The sequence below is a fragment of the Nonomuraea sp. NPDC050540 genome (genome assembly GCF_044457485.1).
Taxonomy (GTDB): domain Bacteria; phylum Actinomycetota; class Actinomycetes; order Streptosporangiales; family Streptosporangiaceae; genus Nonomuraea.
In genome coordinates, this window is sequence record NZ_JBITHA010000006.1 from 203873 (window position 1) to 217208 (window position 13336).

The window sequence follows — 13336 nt, forward strand, 5'->3', positions numbered from 1 at the left end:
TCCTGACATGTCCCACTTTCTCGGATCGCCTTGCCCGTCCCATCCTTCCCACATTCCCCACCCGGCGGCTGACCAGCCCTCTGCCTCCACGTCAGACCCGACCCGGCCGATTCTCCGCCCCCGGCCGCCCCCGCGCACCACGATCGGCAAAGGCCGGCCCCGTGCCGAGGCCGTCACAGGGAAACCGGCGGCGGGTAGCCGGGGATCGGCCGGGGGGCGCGCCACGGCTCGTGGATCAGCTCGGCGGGGACGCCGGCCAGTTCGGGGATGTGGCGGCGCACGTACGCGCCGTCGGGGTCGAAGCGCCTGGCCTGCCGGATCGGGTTGAACGTGCGGTTGGGACGGGTGTCGTTGCCGGTGCCCGCGATCCACTGCCAGTTGCCGGAGTTGTTGGCCACCTCGCCGTCGAGCAGCAGCTCGAAGAAGTGGGCGGCGCCCGCCCGCCAGTCGACGCGCAGGTGCTTGACGAGGTAGGAGGCGGTGATCATGCGGGCGCGGTTGTGCATCCACCCCTCGGCGAGCAGCTGGCGCATCCCGGCGTCCACGATCGGGACGCCGGTCTGGCCGGCGGCCCATGCCTCGGTGGCGCCGGGGTCGTCGCTCCAGCGGTGGCCGCGCGGGCGGTAGTCGGCGCGCGCGATGTCCGGGAAGGCGAAGGCCACCTGGTGGTGGAAGTCGCGCCAGCACAGCTGCCTGGTGAAGGGCTCGTTGCCGTGTCCGGCCAGTTCCAGGGGTGACAGGCAGCCGAAGCGCAGGTAGGGGCTCAGTCTGGAGGTACGGTCCCCGGCGAGGTCGTCGTGCCTGTCGGAGTAGTCGTCGAGATGGGCGCCGATCCAGGCGCGCATGCGGGCGCGGGCATGGGTCTCGCCGCCGGGTATCGCGCCCCAGCGCGGCGCGTGCGGGATCTTTCCCGGCTCCAGGTCATCCGGGACCGTGATCGTGGCCGGGACCGGCGCGAGAGCACGCCGTTCCGCCTGGGTCCAGGCTCGCCAGTAGGGGGTGAAGATCCGGTAGTGGTCGCTTCCGGCGGGCCGCAGCCGCCCGGGCGGGACGACGGTCACGCCGGGGAAGAGGTGCAGGCCGATCCGCTCGGCCGCCAGCCGCCGTTCTCTTCGGCGGGCCAGGGCGCTGACGTCGGCGGAGGCGAAGACCGCTTCCGCGGCGACCCGCCGGGCCAGGCGCACGGTTTCGGCCACGGTGTCGCCGTGCCGTACGAACAGATCGGCGCCCTTGGCGCGCAGGCGGGCGCGCAGGTCGGTGAGGCTGTCGAGCAGGAAGCTCGTGCGGCGGCCCGCGGGCACGGCGGGATCGAGCACGAACAGCGGAACCACCGTGCGGGCGCGCTCGCAGGCGGCGGCCAGCGCGGGGTGGTCGTGCAGACGCAGGTCCCGGTTGAACAGGACGATCACAGTATCCATCACCAGCGTGTTCGCGGCCGCCACGGTCCCGGTTGCAACTTCGGGGGGCCGGCGTCCGAAAGAATGAGGGAAGATGTCGACCGAGAACGCGCCTGCCGAGGAGCCGGGATACGGCATTGGAGCCGTGGCCAGGCGGCTTGGCGTGCCCGCTCCCACGTTGCGCACCTGGAACCTGCGCTATGGCATCGGCCCGAGCCGGCGCAGCCCGGGCGGCCATCGCCGCTACGACCAGGCGGATCTGCGCCGGTTGGAGGAGATGGCCCGGCTGATCCACCAGGGGGTCGCGCCCGCGGACGCCGCACGCGAGGCCCTGGGGGTCCGGCTGGACGAGACGCCGGCGGTCGCCGAGGTCCCGCGCCCCCCGTCACCACGCCTGCCGGAGGCGGCGGTGCCATCGGCGGACATGCTGGCGCGGGCGGCGGCGGTGCTGGACGGCCGCACGCTCGACGAGGGCCTGTCGGCGGCGCTGAGCCGGCACGGCGTGGCGTGGACGTGGCAGCGGCTCGTCCTGCCGGTCTTCGGGACGATCAGCAGGGGCCAGGAGCGCACGGGGACGGGGATCGAGGTCGAGCACGTGTTCTCCGACCGGGTGATGGCCGCCCTGCATCCACTGATCGCCCGGCCGGCCGCGCCCGTCAACGTCCGTCCCGCGCTGCTGGCGTGTGCCGAGGACGAGCAGCACAGCCTGCCCGTCTACGCGCTGGCCGCGACGCTCGCGACGCGGTGCCGCCTGGAAAGCCGGGTGCTGGGCGCCCGCACGCCGACGTCCGCGCTGGCCGGCGCGATGCGGGCGCTGTCGCCGGGGGTGGTGTTCGTGTGGTCGCAGCAGCCGGCGACCGGGGATCCGGAGCCGCTGGGCGCGCTGCCCGCGCTGCGCCCGCCGTACCGGCTCATGGTGGGAGGGCCGGGCTGGCGGGGCGAGTTGCCGCGCGCGGCCGTGCGGGTCGGCTCGCTGGAGGACGCCGTGCGGGCGATCACCGCGGCGCTGACGTGATCGGCGCCGCGGCGGCGATCACGTTGCGGGGCATTCTGCCGAAGATGAGCCGGTGGAACGGCGCGAGCGCCCACCAGTACACGTGTCCGGCCAGCCCGCGCGGGTGGAACAGCGCGCGCTGCTCGTAGACCGTCCGCCCGTCCTTGACGTGGACCCCGAGTTCGAGCCAGGCCGCCCCGGGCAGCCGCATCTCGGCGCGCAGGCGCAGGAGCCGGCCGGGCTCGATCTCCTCCACGCGCCAGAAGTCGATGGTGTCGCCGACCCGCAGCAGGCGTGGGTGGCGGCGGCCGCGTCGCAGGCCCACGCCGCCCATGACGCGGTCCAGGACGCCGCGCAGGCGCCAGGCGACGGGCAGGGAGTACCAGCCGTTCTCGCCGCCGATCGCCTCGATGACCCGCCACACCGCCTCGGGCGTGACGTCGGTGCTCTGGGTGCGGTGGTCGATGTAGAGGCTGCCGCCGGCCCAGCCGGGGTCGGTGGGCAGCGGGTCGCTGGGCGCGCCCGGGGTGGAGGCCGAGGACCAGCGGGTGTCGACGTCGGCCTCCTTGATCTTCTTGAGCGCCAGCTCGCACGCGTGGCGGAAGCCGATCAGGTCGTCCGGAGGGTCGGGGACGTATCGGGCGATGTCGTGTTCCCGGCAGACGGTCTCGTTACGCAGCGACTCCACCAGAGGCCGGGCGATGGCGGCGGGAACGGGGGTGACCAGTCCGACCCAGAGGCTGGACAGCCAGGGGCTCAGCAGCGGAACCGAGATGATCAGCCGGGGCGGCAGGCCGGCCGTGGCGGCGTAACCGCGCATCATGTCGGCGTAGGTGAGCACGTCCGGGCCGCCGATGTCGAAGGCGCGGTCGACCTCGCCGGGCACCGACGCCCAGGCGGTCAGGTAGCGGAGCACGTCGCGGACGGCGATCGGCTGGGTCCGGGTGCGCACCCATCGCGGAGTCGTCATCAGCGGCAGCCGTTCGGTGAGATGCCTGAGCATCTCGAACGAGGCGGAACCCGAGCCGATGATCACGCCCGCGCGCAGCACGACAGCGGGCACCGCGCCGTCGAGCAGGACCCGCGCCACCTCGGCGCGCGAGCGCAGGTGCGGCGACAGATCCTCGTCGGCCGCCAGCCCGCCCAGATAGACGATCCTGTCCACGCCCGCCGCCTCGGCCGCCTCGGCGAAGACGTGCGCGGCCCGGCGGTCGGCGGCGGCGAAGTCCCGTCCCCCGCCCATGGTGTGAATCAGGTAGTAGGCCACCTGCACGCCCTCCAGCGCCGCCCGCGTGGCGTCGGCGTCGAGCGCGTCGGCGGCGGCGATCTCGGCCCGGGCGGCCCACGGCAGGTCACGCAGCCGCGCGGGTGAGCGGACCATGCAACGTACCTGGTGGCCCGCGGCCAGCAGGCTGGGCACGAGACGCCCGCCGATGTAGCCGCTCGCCCCGGTCACCAGGCAAAGCGCCATGATTCTCCGCCCTTCTTCCCGGCTCGTGCGGGTCGTCGGTGAACTGATCAGGCGGGCACGTGGTTGCGCAGCCGCAGCGTGTCGGGATAGGGGGCGAGGTAGCTTTGGTCGCGCACGTATCCGGCGCCCTGCCCGCGCGCGTGGTGGCGCACCAACGTGGCGGGCACGCTGAGCGGCACCAGGCCCGCCCGGTAGGAGTCGATGACCGCGAGCAGGTCGTCCCGCCGGGCCTTGTCCAGGGTCAGCATGCCCAGGCAGTGATGCAGCACGTTGACGGTCCTGCCCAGGGTCGCCCTCTTCGCCAGCGACCCCCGGAAGGCGTCGGCGTAGGCGCAGGCCAGTTCCTCGCGCGCGCCGCTACCCGCACCGGCCACGATCCGGCCCGCCCGCCGGTATCCGACAGGGTCATGGGCGAGGATCTGCATCTTGTGCCGGGAGTGGAAGGCCACCAGGTCCCGCGGGCGCCAGTCGCCGGCCAGGAGCTCGCGCAACCGCGCGTGCGCGAAGACCCGCTCGACGAAGGACTCCCTCAGCAGCGCGTCGTTCAGCCGCCCTTCGTCCTCTACCGGAAGCAGCGGATGCGCGCGCAGGATGACGTCGGCGAACAGGCCCCGACGGCGGCGGTCGATCGGCGGGCCGTCCGGGAGGTAGAGCGCCACTCCATGGATCCCGCAGGTCGGGCTCTTGGCCTTGAACACGTACCCGTCGACGTCGAGGACGGCGGCGCGGCGCCCGGCCAGAGCGGTCATCCGGTCGGTGAGGTCCACGCTGGTCTTGCGCACCTTCAGGCGCGGCCCGGCGGCCTCGTTCTCCAGGCGCAGGGTGTCGCGCGGCGCGCCCAGCCCGAGCTCCATCTCCGGGCAGATCGGCATCCAGTCGACGAACGGCGCCAGCAGCCCGGTGAGGAACCGGTCGCGGCTGTGGCCGCCGTTGAACCGGACCGGTTCGCCGAGCAGGCAGCTGGAGACGGCGATCACCGGCCGGTTCATGCCGCCGCCAGAAGGGTGTGCAGGCGGTGCAGTCCACGCGCGGTCCTGGCCTTGACCGTTCCGAGCGGCACGTGCAGGCGTTCGGCGATCTCGCGCTGGCTGAGCTCGCCGTAGTACGCCAGCTCGATGGCCTCACGCTGAGGATCGGGCAGTACGGCCAGCGCCTGCCGGACCCGGTCACGGTCGGCCAGCCGCTCGATGTCGACGCGCCCGTCCTGCCCCGGCGGATCCGCCACCACGTCGAGCGAGACCGTGCTCAGGCGGCGTACCCGCAGATGGTCGACGGCCCGCCGGTGGGCGATGCTCAGCAGCCACGTCTCCAGGCTCCGGTCCGGGTCATAACGCGCCCTCGAGCGCCACACCTCCGCGAAGACCACCTGCGCGACGTCGTCGACCTCCTGCCACGGGATCAACCGGCGCAGGTACGACCGGACCAGCGCCGCGTGGGTGCGGAAACAGTCGTTGATCGGTTCCATGGCGCCTCCCCCGAAAAATAACCTCTTCAAAAGTTATTCAATCGCGGTGGCCGCCCGCGTACAACCAAGCCGGCGAAGATTCCTTCCAAGGGTTGGCCGCCTCACGCCCGGCCCGCCTTGCTTGGCGCGCATGAGGCAGCCGGGGATCGTCCCTGCCAAGGGCTTCCGCGCGTACTCCTCGCTCGAGATCGGGACACAATGGCGTTATTGGATTTCGAATCCAGTTTGGGTCTTGTCGGGCCTGGAGCTCCAGGGGATGGTGAGGGCGCGCGGTTCGAAGCCCCGGACAAGGAAGGCACGCTCATGGCACGTCGCTCCTTACAGGCTCTCGCCCTGCTCGCCGTAGCGCTGCTCACGCCGGCGCTCATCCCCGCCGCGGCGCACGCCGACCCCGCCGTCTTCCCGCTGGTCGACCAGGCGGGCCCGCCGCCCGCGGGCGCCGCCGCGCTCGCACCGGGCGACATCCGGATCGTGGCCGTACAAAGCGACCAAGGCTGGATCAACTGCCAGCGGCCCTCGCTGTCCACCGGTTTCGGCCCGGTCGCGCAGTGCAGCATGATCTCCGGAGGCAAAGCCCGTTTCGGGCTCTACAGCCCCTTCACCAATGACTTCGGCCCCAGCACCGACTGGCTGGACGTGCTCGACGGCCGCGGCTTCCGCTTCGCATGTACGGCTACCGCCGAATCGGGCGGCGCGGCCGGCACCTGCCTGGGCGGCCCGATCGTCAACACCGCCTTCGGCGGCGGCTACAAGGCCACGCAGTATCAGGCCACCCGGGGCCGCTGGGGCTGGTGGAACGTGGTGACCACCCGGTTCTACCCCGACGGCGACGGCGCCTGGTCACCCCGGGTCAACGACTGACATATCAGCGGAGCCGTCCATCGCGGGCCAAGCCACGGCTCCCGGCGACTGATCGATGCCCTTGCGGGCGTGGTTGACGCGGGTCGCCGCCGGAAAGGCGGCCACGTCTGAAATCCTCCAGAGAGTGGACCGCGCGAGCCTCCGTCGAACGGACCGGCGCGGCTACCTCCAGACGCACGTGGGCGGCCGCCCATCGTCGATCGGGATGTCGCACAGGGAGCTGAACAGTTCGCCGTCGACGAACACCTTGATCGTATGCCGCCCAGTCCGCTCAACCCGGACCGGTGCACCCTGGAGAGACGAGATCTCCTCTGTCCGGGCGTGGACCCCCCGGGCTCGCTCACGCGTGGCGCGGGTCACGCGCCCTGCCAGGTTCTCACCGGCCGGCCAGAGGACCACATACACATCCTTTGCGGTGCCGAAGCCCGCACGGGTCCCGAACTGACCTGTGTAATTGCGGCGGATGATCCCGTAACAGCAGTTCCCTCCGCCTGTGCCCCACTCGTGCAGGAAGAAGCGTGGCATGTCCGGCCTCGACGGAGAAGAAGGCGTCCGAGCCGGGTTCGAGGCGGGAGCCGACGGTGATGGGATGGGCGTGGCCCGCGGGATGCGCCACAGGGTGAAAACCCGATCTCCCAGGTGGAGAGTGCCGTCGGCCTTGATCTCCTGGCCGAAGGCACCGATCTTCCCTTCGGCCTTCAGCTCCGGCTCGATCTTGAACTCGCCCTTGAACTCCTGTCGTGAGCTGGTGACTTCGGGGCCGGCGGTGACACGGAAGCCCAGGCTCACCTCGGCCGTACCAAAGGGAATCGGGTCTTTCCCCTTCAACCCGATCTCGAAGCCCAGCGAGGCGCCGAAGGACGACTCGTGCCCGGGAAGGTCCGGCGGAGCGTTCACCAGGTCGTTGTCCAGGTCGGCGTCGCCATGAAACCCGCCGTCATCGGAGTCGTAGCCGGCCTCGAATCCGATCCGTGTCCGAGCCTCGATCTTGCCGGAGTTCCAGGTCGCCTTCGCCTCGGCCTTGGCCTTGCCGACAATGTTGAACTCGCATTCCAGTGAGATCGGCCCGATCCTGGCGATTTCTCCAGGGAGGCTGTCGCAGCCGAGGGGAACCTCGCGCTCCATCTCGCAGGTGAGCGCAGCTTCGATGTCGGCTTCTATCCCGTGCGTGAGAGTCAGCCGGGCGCCGACCGCGAGTGAGACGGATTTCGGCGCGTACGGAACGCCGAATGCCTTTTTCCACGCCACCTCCGGGCCATCACCGGTGAAGTCGAAAGACGCCTCCTTCAACTCATAGGTGATCTTGGCCGAAACGGCACTTGCTTCATCCTTCGCCGAACAGGCTCTTACTTTGGTGTCGGCCGAGAACTCCACCGAGGCGAGCGGATCATCTTTGTAGGCCACCGGCCGCATCAGGGAAAGGCTTCGCTGGCGGACGCGGACCACACCGGCGGGAAGAGCGTCGTCCAATGCGGCCGGGGAAGTATCGACGATGATCTGATCACCGGCACGCCTCGTAGCCTCAACTCGACGCACGAGCATGTGCGGAACTCCCGGGCCCTCTCCCGAAATCAGATAACGCCCGGCCGCGAGCGTGCCCGCCATCGGCGAGTCGGCCCGGAGATGGACTTTCGCGCCGCGCACCCGGACAACGTCTCGCGCAGGCTGGAGCACCGTCGTCGTATCCGGGATCACCACCCGATAAGCCGCCCTCGCAGTCGTGACACGGCCTTGCGCCACGGTGACGTGCCGAACGTCATCGGCGGGGTAGTACACCTGCGCGTCACTCCGAACAGGGTGAATGGCCAAGCTGTAGCGACCTGGCGGCACAGCCCGCACGTCCGGGGCGGTCACGGTGTAGGTGGTGGATTTCGAGCCGGAAACCACCACCTTCGCCGCTGTGTCAGGAGGCAGGCCGGGGATGTCGACGCGCAGCAGCGTGGCCGGCTGGAACCGGGCCACCCCGATGACGGCCACAGCCACGCCCGTCAGCAGGGCCGCGATGACGGCGATCGAACGGAACCGTTTCACTGGTCCCTCCTCCGCAGACGTCAACGTCTCACAAAGGATCAGCCGCGGCAATCAGGCCCATGGCTCGAAGGGGCCTGCCAGGGCGTCGAGAATCGCTGATAATTCTCCTCGCGAAAGGGCATCCACCCGCGGCCGAGGCCATGGTGCACCGTTACAAGACATCAGCTCCGGTTTACCGGGCTGGGCGTCGTCGTCTCCTTTATCGACCGGGTCCGGGGCGTCCGTCATGTTCCCGGGTCGGTTCGACCGGAAGGACGGTCCCTCGGATTACAGACCTCTTACCGAGCCGCTTCGCAGGTTGATCACGAGGCCGGAACCGATCGATATTCATGGTCACGGTTGCCGACGCATCGGATGCCAGAGGAGTTCCCGTGGCGAAGCTCAGCGTGCAAGCGAACCAGCGACGAGTCCGACCGCTCTTACGGTCAGCGCTCAGCGCCGCCGCACTGATTCTGCTCATTGCGGCCTGTAGCAGGTCGGTCGACGCGGCCACGGCCTGCACGGAGGCCTTCAAAGTGATCGACGCCGCAGAAACCAGGTCGAACCAGCAAGCCACCGACCGTGCTGACACGGCGACGATAGCGAAGACCTTCGCCGACGCCGGAGACGGCCTGCAGAAGGTCGAAAACGAATCGTCAGATCCGGAGGTGGCGAAGCGGATCGGCAGGGTGCGCGGCTCGTACACCTTCCTCCTGAACCAGGCCGCGGGAGACGGGAACTTCGCCCTCCCCCTGGCCATGGTGAAGCAGACCGTCCAGGACCTGCGCGATCACTGCAAGTCGAAGGGGTGATCGCGGGCGCCGGCCGAACGGCCACACGTCACGCTGCGGCCTCCGCCGACATCTAGTACCGCCTGCGTCTGACCCGCGGCGACCATTCTCAACAACAGGGCGTGGCTTCGTCCTGGTATTGCGTCCAGCCCTCATCGAGGAGTCGGAATCCTGCATCGATGGTCGACTCCGGATCGGCGTCGCGGGTGGCGTTGAGTTGTATCTGGAGGGCGAACCGGACGTAGAAGCGGATCTCGTCGCTCGGTTCGGTGAGCCCGAAGTCCTCGGTGATCGCTGCGATCAGGGCGTCTTCGTGGCGGAACCACATCCGTTCGGCGTACTCGACGAGAGCGGGTGTCTGTTCCATCAGGGCGAGGATCTGGCGTTGGGGTTCTGTTCCGAACCCGGCGATCTCCACGAGGTAGTGGGACTTGAGAGCGGCGGAGATCGAGGTCCCCGGCGGCCGGTCACGGATCGCGGCCACGAGCTGCTCGTGCCGCTCGTCCTCGTCGCCGAACGCGAGGGCCTCTTTCTGCGGGAAGTGGGCGAAGACGGTGGTCGGCGACACGTCGGCCTTGTCAGCGATCTCGCGCACGCTCACAGCGTCGAAACCACGCTCAAGGAACAGCTCGTGCGCGGCTTCCACGATCAACGCCCGGGTCGCGGCCTTCTTACGTTCCCGCCGCCCCGGCCGGTGCACATCGCTCATGCCCGTCATCGTACTGGATCCAGCCAATAGTTGGCTTGACACCTAAACTGGTATCGATACAGTCATGTACTGACACCAGGTTGAAGACGCTGGGGCAGCCGGACGAAGCAACCAGGCACTGACCCGAACCAGCGGGCCCGGGACGCCTCTCCACAGACATCCGAAAGCCCCGTCATCGCGAGCCACCGAAAGAAGGCAACCGTGAACGACCTAGAGACCGAGCCGCTCGCCTCAAGCGGTGATCGGATGATGCAACGTCGCACCGCCGGTGCCGTACTCATCGCCGGAGGATTCATCTTCTTCCTCGCCGAATTCATCGCCGCCGCGGCCTGGACGAATCCTCCCTACAGCTACACCCACCACTACATCAGCAACCTCGGCGTCCGCGGCCCTTCAGAGGCATTCGGGCAGTTCATGAACTCGCCGCTCGCGTGGGTCATGAACACCGGCTTCTTCCTCTTCGGAATCACCCTGTTCATCGGTGCCGCCATGCTCAGGGGGCTGCACGGCCGGCGCCGCTGGGCGGTGCTCACACCGGCAGCTCTGCTGGCTGCTGGCGGCGTCCTGCTGGCGTTCTTCCCCGGATCCGGCGAAACGGCGAACAACGCGGCCATCGACTATCACGCGCTGGGCGCCTTTGCCGGCATCGGCGGCGGCAACATCCTCATCATCGTTCTTGGACGGCTCCACCGAGACGCCGGAATCACTCAGAAGACCGGCAAGGCCATGGTCATCCTCGGTGTGATCGGCCTCCTGGCCCTGGTGGGCTTCCTCACTCTCGCCGGCTCAGGAACCAACGTCCTCATCGGCCTTGTCGAACGCGGCGCCGTCTACCCGCTCCTGATCGGCCTCATCTGCGCGGGAGCATCCATCAGAACCAGCACCACTCCAGAACACACCAGAGACGCACTCCCCCAACCCGGACGAGATCACCAGCACGGCACCTGAAGATCCCTGGCGGACGACGCTCCAGCTGGCCCCTTATCTGCTGCCGTTGCCGGTGCTTGCCCTCCTATCGCGCATTGTGGAAATGATCACCGGCGGGCGCGGCCTCACGTTTGTCCTGCTGTCTCATCTTTGGCCGACCTCGTTCACGACCGCGACCCTGAGTGCGGCGGACATGAAGAGGACCTTGCCTTCGGGCATGTTCTTCCTCATCTCCGCGGAAGGCTGCCACGGGGTCTCCTCAGGGGACTTGCCGCCGGAGGGATGGAAGGAGTCGTCGTAGTCGACGACCTGTCGTTCGCCGAGGTATTTGAAGGTCTCCGGGTCGAAGATGAGGTCGTGGCGGACGCCGTGGAAGGTCTGGCCGACGGCGATTCCGGGACGTCCGGCGGAGTCTGTCACGTTGTCGTACACCTTGGTGCCGGGGATCTCCGCGGCGGCCTTGAACATCGCGGCCAGGGACTTGGGGCCGACGTAGGCTTCGCGGATCGTGTCGCCCACGGTGACGAAGGCCTGAACGTCCGGCGGGTTGCCGCCGTGGCTGTTGCGGTAGAGCCAGTCCTTCATGGCCTTGACGTCGGTGGGCAGGTCGGTGCGGTAGGCGGGGGCGTCCTCGCAGCCTGTCGGCGGCTTGGCGAGGTCGATCTCTTCCTCGACCTTCTCCTCGGCCGGCGGCGTGGCGCCGTCGTTCTTGTGGCACAGCCAGGTGCCGTTTCCTTGGCCGCCGTCCTCACGCAGCAGCCCGGCCTGGCCGCCGAACGCCGGGAGCCAGACGTGCCGGTGGGAGGCTTCGGGGGGCTGGCCCTGGCCGCGTTCGTCGAGGATCCCGCTCTGGGCGCTCTTGGATTCGAAGTACATGAACTGGCCTCGCGCCGGCTTCAGTTCGGGCTCGCTCGCGGCGTACTGGGACGCCTTGACGAGCACGGCGGGGGCTCCGGCGAGCGTCACGGAGGCGTCGGGCGCGAGTTCGTGGGGGCGGCCGGTCTCGTCGTGGAGTCCGGGAATGATCAGGGCGACGGCTGTGCCCGTGGCCAAGGCCGAGGCGGCGAGGGCGCTGAAGAAGAGCCTGCGGCGAGGCGGCGTGCGGTGAAGGGTGGACAGTTCGGACATCAGATGCTGCTTCCTGCTCTCGTGGCCGGGCAGGTCCCGTCGTGCCGGAATGTTCATGACAGTTCCTCCCTGAAGGCGTTGTCTCTGCCTTTGTGTCCGATCGACGGTGGAGGTTCCAGGAGCTTTGCCCGCAGGCGGCTGAGGCGGGAGCGGACGGTCCCGATCGGGATGTTCAGGGCGGCGGCCGCTTCGGCGTAGGAGAGCCCCTCCCAGACGCAGAGCGCGAGCAGTTCCTGGTCGCGGCGGGGAAGCGTCTGGATATGGCTGAGGATGTCACGCATACGCCGCTGGTCGTCCACGCGGGCCGCCACGAGGTCGGCGACCTCGTGCGCCGGGATGGGTCTGGGCAGGCGGGCAAGGGCGTCGCCGTGCCGTCGCAGCGCGCGCCGGTGGTTGCGCAGGCAGTTGGTCGCCACGCCGTAAAGCCAGGCCAGCAACGAGCCGCCCTCCATGCGGACCTGCGCGCGACGCCGCCAGGTCTCCAGGAACACCACCGAGGTCAGTTCCTCGGCCACCGACCAGTCGGCCGTCCGCCGGAAGCAGTAGTTGTAGACGGCCCGGCTGTGCCGGTCAAAGAGGTCGCCGAAGGCGCGCTCATCGCCGGCGAGCGCCAACGCCCACAACTCGGCATCGCTGTTACTGGTCACGTTCCTCTTGTGTCCGAAGCCGGCCACCGGTTCCGGCCGTGGAGCCTCACGTCTTTCGGGAACGCGGGTTGGTGATCACGCCCACCAACAGTGGCCCGTTCAGCAGGTCGGAGGTGAAGCGACCCCGATCCTGGCAGGCCCCTCCACCGATCCGCGTGCGAGGGTCACGGCGGAGCGCGTTCCGTCTGCGTCATTGACCCTCGCCTGGCGGGGTCCTCAGATGTTCAGGCGGGCGGCGATGCCCTCGAGAAGGCAGTTGAGGCCGAGGTCGAACTGCCACTGCCTGTCGTCCTTGCGGGTGGCGGTGCGCAGGTAGTGCTGGTAGGTGGGGTAGTGGCCGGTGCGCATGTGCCAGGCCATGAGGGGCGCGAGTTCGGTGCGCAGTTCGTCGTCGGTGGACAGGCTCTGCTCGCTCATGAACGCATCGACGGCGCTGTCGTGGCTCATGGCGCCGTGCACGTAGGCGTCCACACCGCGGAAGATGCCCATCATCGTGTCGGTGTCCAGGCCGAGACCGTCGAGCGCCGTCAGGGCCTGCTCGGCCACGGCCATGCGGCTGGGGGTCAGGGCGAGCTTGGTTCGCGGCGGGAGCTGAGCCAGCCACCGGTGCTCCAGCATCAGCTCGCGGGTACGCACGGCCAGGGCGTGCAGGCTCTCCCGCCAGCCCAGGCCGGCGGGCAGGCGCATGCCCGCGTAGACGTGGTCGACCATGAGTTCCAGCAGGTCGTCCTTGCCTGACACGTAGCGGTACGGCGCCATGGGAGCGACGCCCAGTTCTGTGGCCAGGCGGCGCATGGTGATGGCTTCCAGGCCCTCGGCGTCGGCGACCGTGACGGCGGCCGAGGCGATGCGCTGCGCGGACAACGTCTGGCGTGGAGCTGGCGCGGGCCGTTCCAGCCGCTCCCACAGCGGTGCGCGCTTGTCGGTGGTCATGCC

Annotated in this window: 13 protein-coding genes; 4 read left to right on the top strand and 9 right to left on the bottom strand. The window is 69.4% G+C overall.

From position 1 onward, the window contains the following. Positions 1-173 precede the first annotated feature (173 nt). Positions 174-1418, bottom strand: a complete 1245-nt coding sequence (locus tag ACIBI5_RS22075) for a cryptochrome/photolyase family protein (protein WP_397249512.1) — start codon at positions 1416-1418, stop codon at positions 174-176. A 73-nt stretch (positions 1419-1491) separates the two neighbouring features. Between ACIBI5_RS22075 and ACIBI5_RS22080 the strand changes: the two genes are divergently transcribed. Then, positions 1492-2412 (top strand): MerR family transcriptional regulator, encoded by a 921-nt coding sequence (locus ACIBI5_RS22080; RefSeq protein ID WP_397249514.1) that lies wholly within the window; start codon positions 1492-1494, stop codon positions 2410-2412. Here the strand turns inward: ACIBI5_RS22080 and ACIBI5_RS22085 are convergent. From ACIBI5_RS22085 to ACIBI5_RS22095, 3 genes are read right to left on the bottom strand one after another with little or no spacing between them, the layout of a single operon-like run. Continuing rightward, positions 2393-3862: an SDR family oxidoreductase gene (locus ACIBI5_RS22085; RefSeq protein ID WP_397249516.1), complete on the bottom strand. Its 1470-nt coding sequence runs from the start codon at positions 3860-3862 to the stop codon at positions 2393-2395. The two genes, ACIBI5_RS22080 and ACIBI5_RS22085, sit on opposite strands and share 20 nt — an antisense overlap. A gap of 47 nt (positions 3863-3909) precedes the next feature. Then, complete coding sequence (locus ACIBI5_RS22090; RefSeq protein ID WP_397249518.1) at positions 3910-4851, bottom strand: YbgA family protein; 942 nt, start codon at positions 4849-4851, stop codon at positions 3910-3912. Further along, a complete protein-coding gene (locus tag ACIBI5_RS22095; protein WP_397249521.1) occupies positions 4848-5327 on the bottom strand; it encodes an RNA polymerase sigma factor in 480 nt (159 codons plus the stop codon). Before ACIBI5_RS22095 ends, ACIBI5_RS22090 begins: the two co-directional genes overlap by 4 nt. Positions 5328-5630: 303 nt before the next feature. Here ACIBI5_RS22095 and ACIBI5_RS22100 point away from each other — a divergent pair, with 303 nt between their 5' ends. Further along, positions 5631-6188, top strand: a complete 558-nt coding sequence (locus tag ACIBI5_RS22100) for a hypothetical protein (RefSeq protein ID WP_397249523.1) — start codon at positions 5631-5633, stop codon at positions 6186-6188. 162 nt (positions 6189-6350) lie between these two features. Here ACIBI5_RS22100 and ACIBI5_RS22105 read toward each other — a convergent pair whose 3' ends face one another. Beyond that, entirely contained in the window at positions 6351-8219 is a 1869-nt protein-coding gene (locus ACIBI5_RS22105) for a hypothetical protein (protein ID WP_397249525.1), read from the bottom strand. A gap of 371 nt (positions 8220-8590) precedes the next feature. Between ACIBI5_RS22105 and ACIBI5_RS22110 the strand changes: the two genes are divergently transcribed. Continuing rightward, the gene (locus ACIBI5_RS22110; protein ID WP_397249527.1) at positions 8591-9010 is read left to right on the top strand and encodes a hypothetical protein; all 420 of its coding nucleotides are present in this window, start codon (positions 8591-8593) and stop codon (positions 9008-9010) included. An 88-nt stretch (positions 9011-9098) separates the two neighbouring features. Here the strand turns inward: ACIBI5_RS22110 and ACIBI5_RS22115 are convergent, their stop codons facing one another. Further along, entirely contained in the window at positions 9099-9707 is a 609-nt protein-coding gene (locus ACIBI5_RS22115; RefSeq protein WP_397249529.1) for a TetR/AcrR family transcriptional regulator, read from the bottom strand. Positions 9708-9899: 192 nt separating this feature from the next. Here ACIBI5_RS22115 and ACIBI5_RS22120 point away from each other — a divergent pair, with 192 nt between their 5' ends. Next, positions 9900-10646 carry a DUF998 domain-containing protein gene (locus tag ACIBI5_RS22120; RefSeq protein WP_397249531.1) on the top strand — a complete coding sequence of 249 codons (747 nt, stop codon included), beginning with the start codon at positions 9900-9902 and terminating at the stop codon, positions 10644-10646. Positions 10647-10769: 123 nt separating this feature from the next. On the opposite strand, the gene ACIBI5_RS22125 is transcribed toward ACIBI5_RS22120, so the two are convergent. The 3 genes from ACIBI5_RS22125 to ACIBI5_RS22135 form a co-directional block, all read right to left on the bottom strand. Beyond that, positions 10770-11810, bottom strand: coding sequence for a CU044_5270 family protein (locus ACIBI5_RS22125; protein WP_397249533.1), 1041 nt, complete (start codon positions 11808-11810; stop codon positions 10770-10772). Continuing rightward, positions 11807-12400: an RNA polymerase sigma factor gene (locus ACIBI5_RS22130; RefSeq protein ID WP_397249535.1), complete on the bottom strand. Its 594-nt coding sequence runs from the start codon at positions 12398-12400 to the stop codon at positions 11807-11809. Before ACIBI5_RS22130 ends, ACIBI5_RS22125 begins: the two co-directional genes overlap by 4 nt. Before the next feature lie 216 nt (positions 12401-12616). Continuing rightward, positions 12617-13333 (bottom strand): TetR/AcrR family transcriptional regulator C-terminal domain-containing protein, encoded by a 717-nt coding sequence (locus ACIBI5_RS22135; RefSeq protein ID WP_397249537.1) that lies wholly within the window; start codon positions 13331-13333, stop codon positions 12617-12619. Positions 13334-13336 lie beyond the last annotated feature (3 nt).

Coding starts and splice junctions, on each gene's coding strand:
- ACIBI5_RS22075 (WP_397249512.1), bottom strand. CDS start 1,418: ATGGATACTGTGATCGTCCTGTTCAACCGGGACCTGCGTCTGCACGAC.
- ACIBI5_RS22080 (WP_397249514.1), top strand. CDS start 1,492: ATGTCGACCGAGAACGCGCCTGCCGAGGAGCCGGGATACGGCATTGGA.
- ACIBI5_RS22085 (WP_397249516.1), bottom strand. CDS start 3,862: ATGGCGCTTTGCCTGGTGACCGGGGCGAGCGGCTACATCGGCGGGCGT.
- ACIBI5_RS22090 (WP_397249518.1), bottom strand. CDS start 4,851: ATGAACCGGCCGGTGATCGCCGTCTCCAGCTGCCTGCTCGGCGAACCG.
- ACIBI5_RS22095 (WP_397249521.1), bottom strand. CDS start 5,327: ATGGAACCGATCAACGACTGTTTCCGCACCCACGCGGCGCTGGTCCGG.
- ACIBI5_RS22100 (WP_397249523.1), top strand. CDS start 5,631: ATGGCACGTCGCTCCTTACAGGCTCTCGCCCTGCTCGCCGTAGCGCTG.
- ACIBI5_RS22115 (WP_397249529.1), bottom strand. CDS start 9,707: ATGACGGGCATGAGCGATGTGCACCGGCCGGGGCGGCGGGAACGTAAG.
- ACIBI5_RS22125 (WP_397249533.1), bottom strand. CDS start 11,810: ATGAACATTCCGGCACGACGGGACCTGCCCGGCCACGAGAGCAGGAAG.
- ACIBI5_RS22135 (WP_397249537.1), bottom strand. CDS start 13,333: ATGACCACCGACAAGCGCGCACCGCTGTGGGAGCGGCTGGAACGGCCC.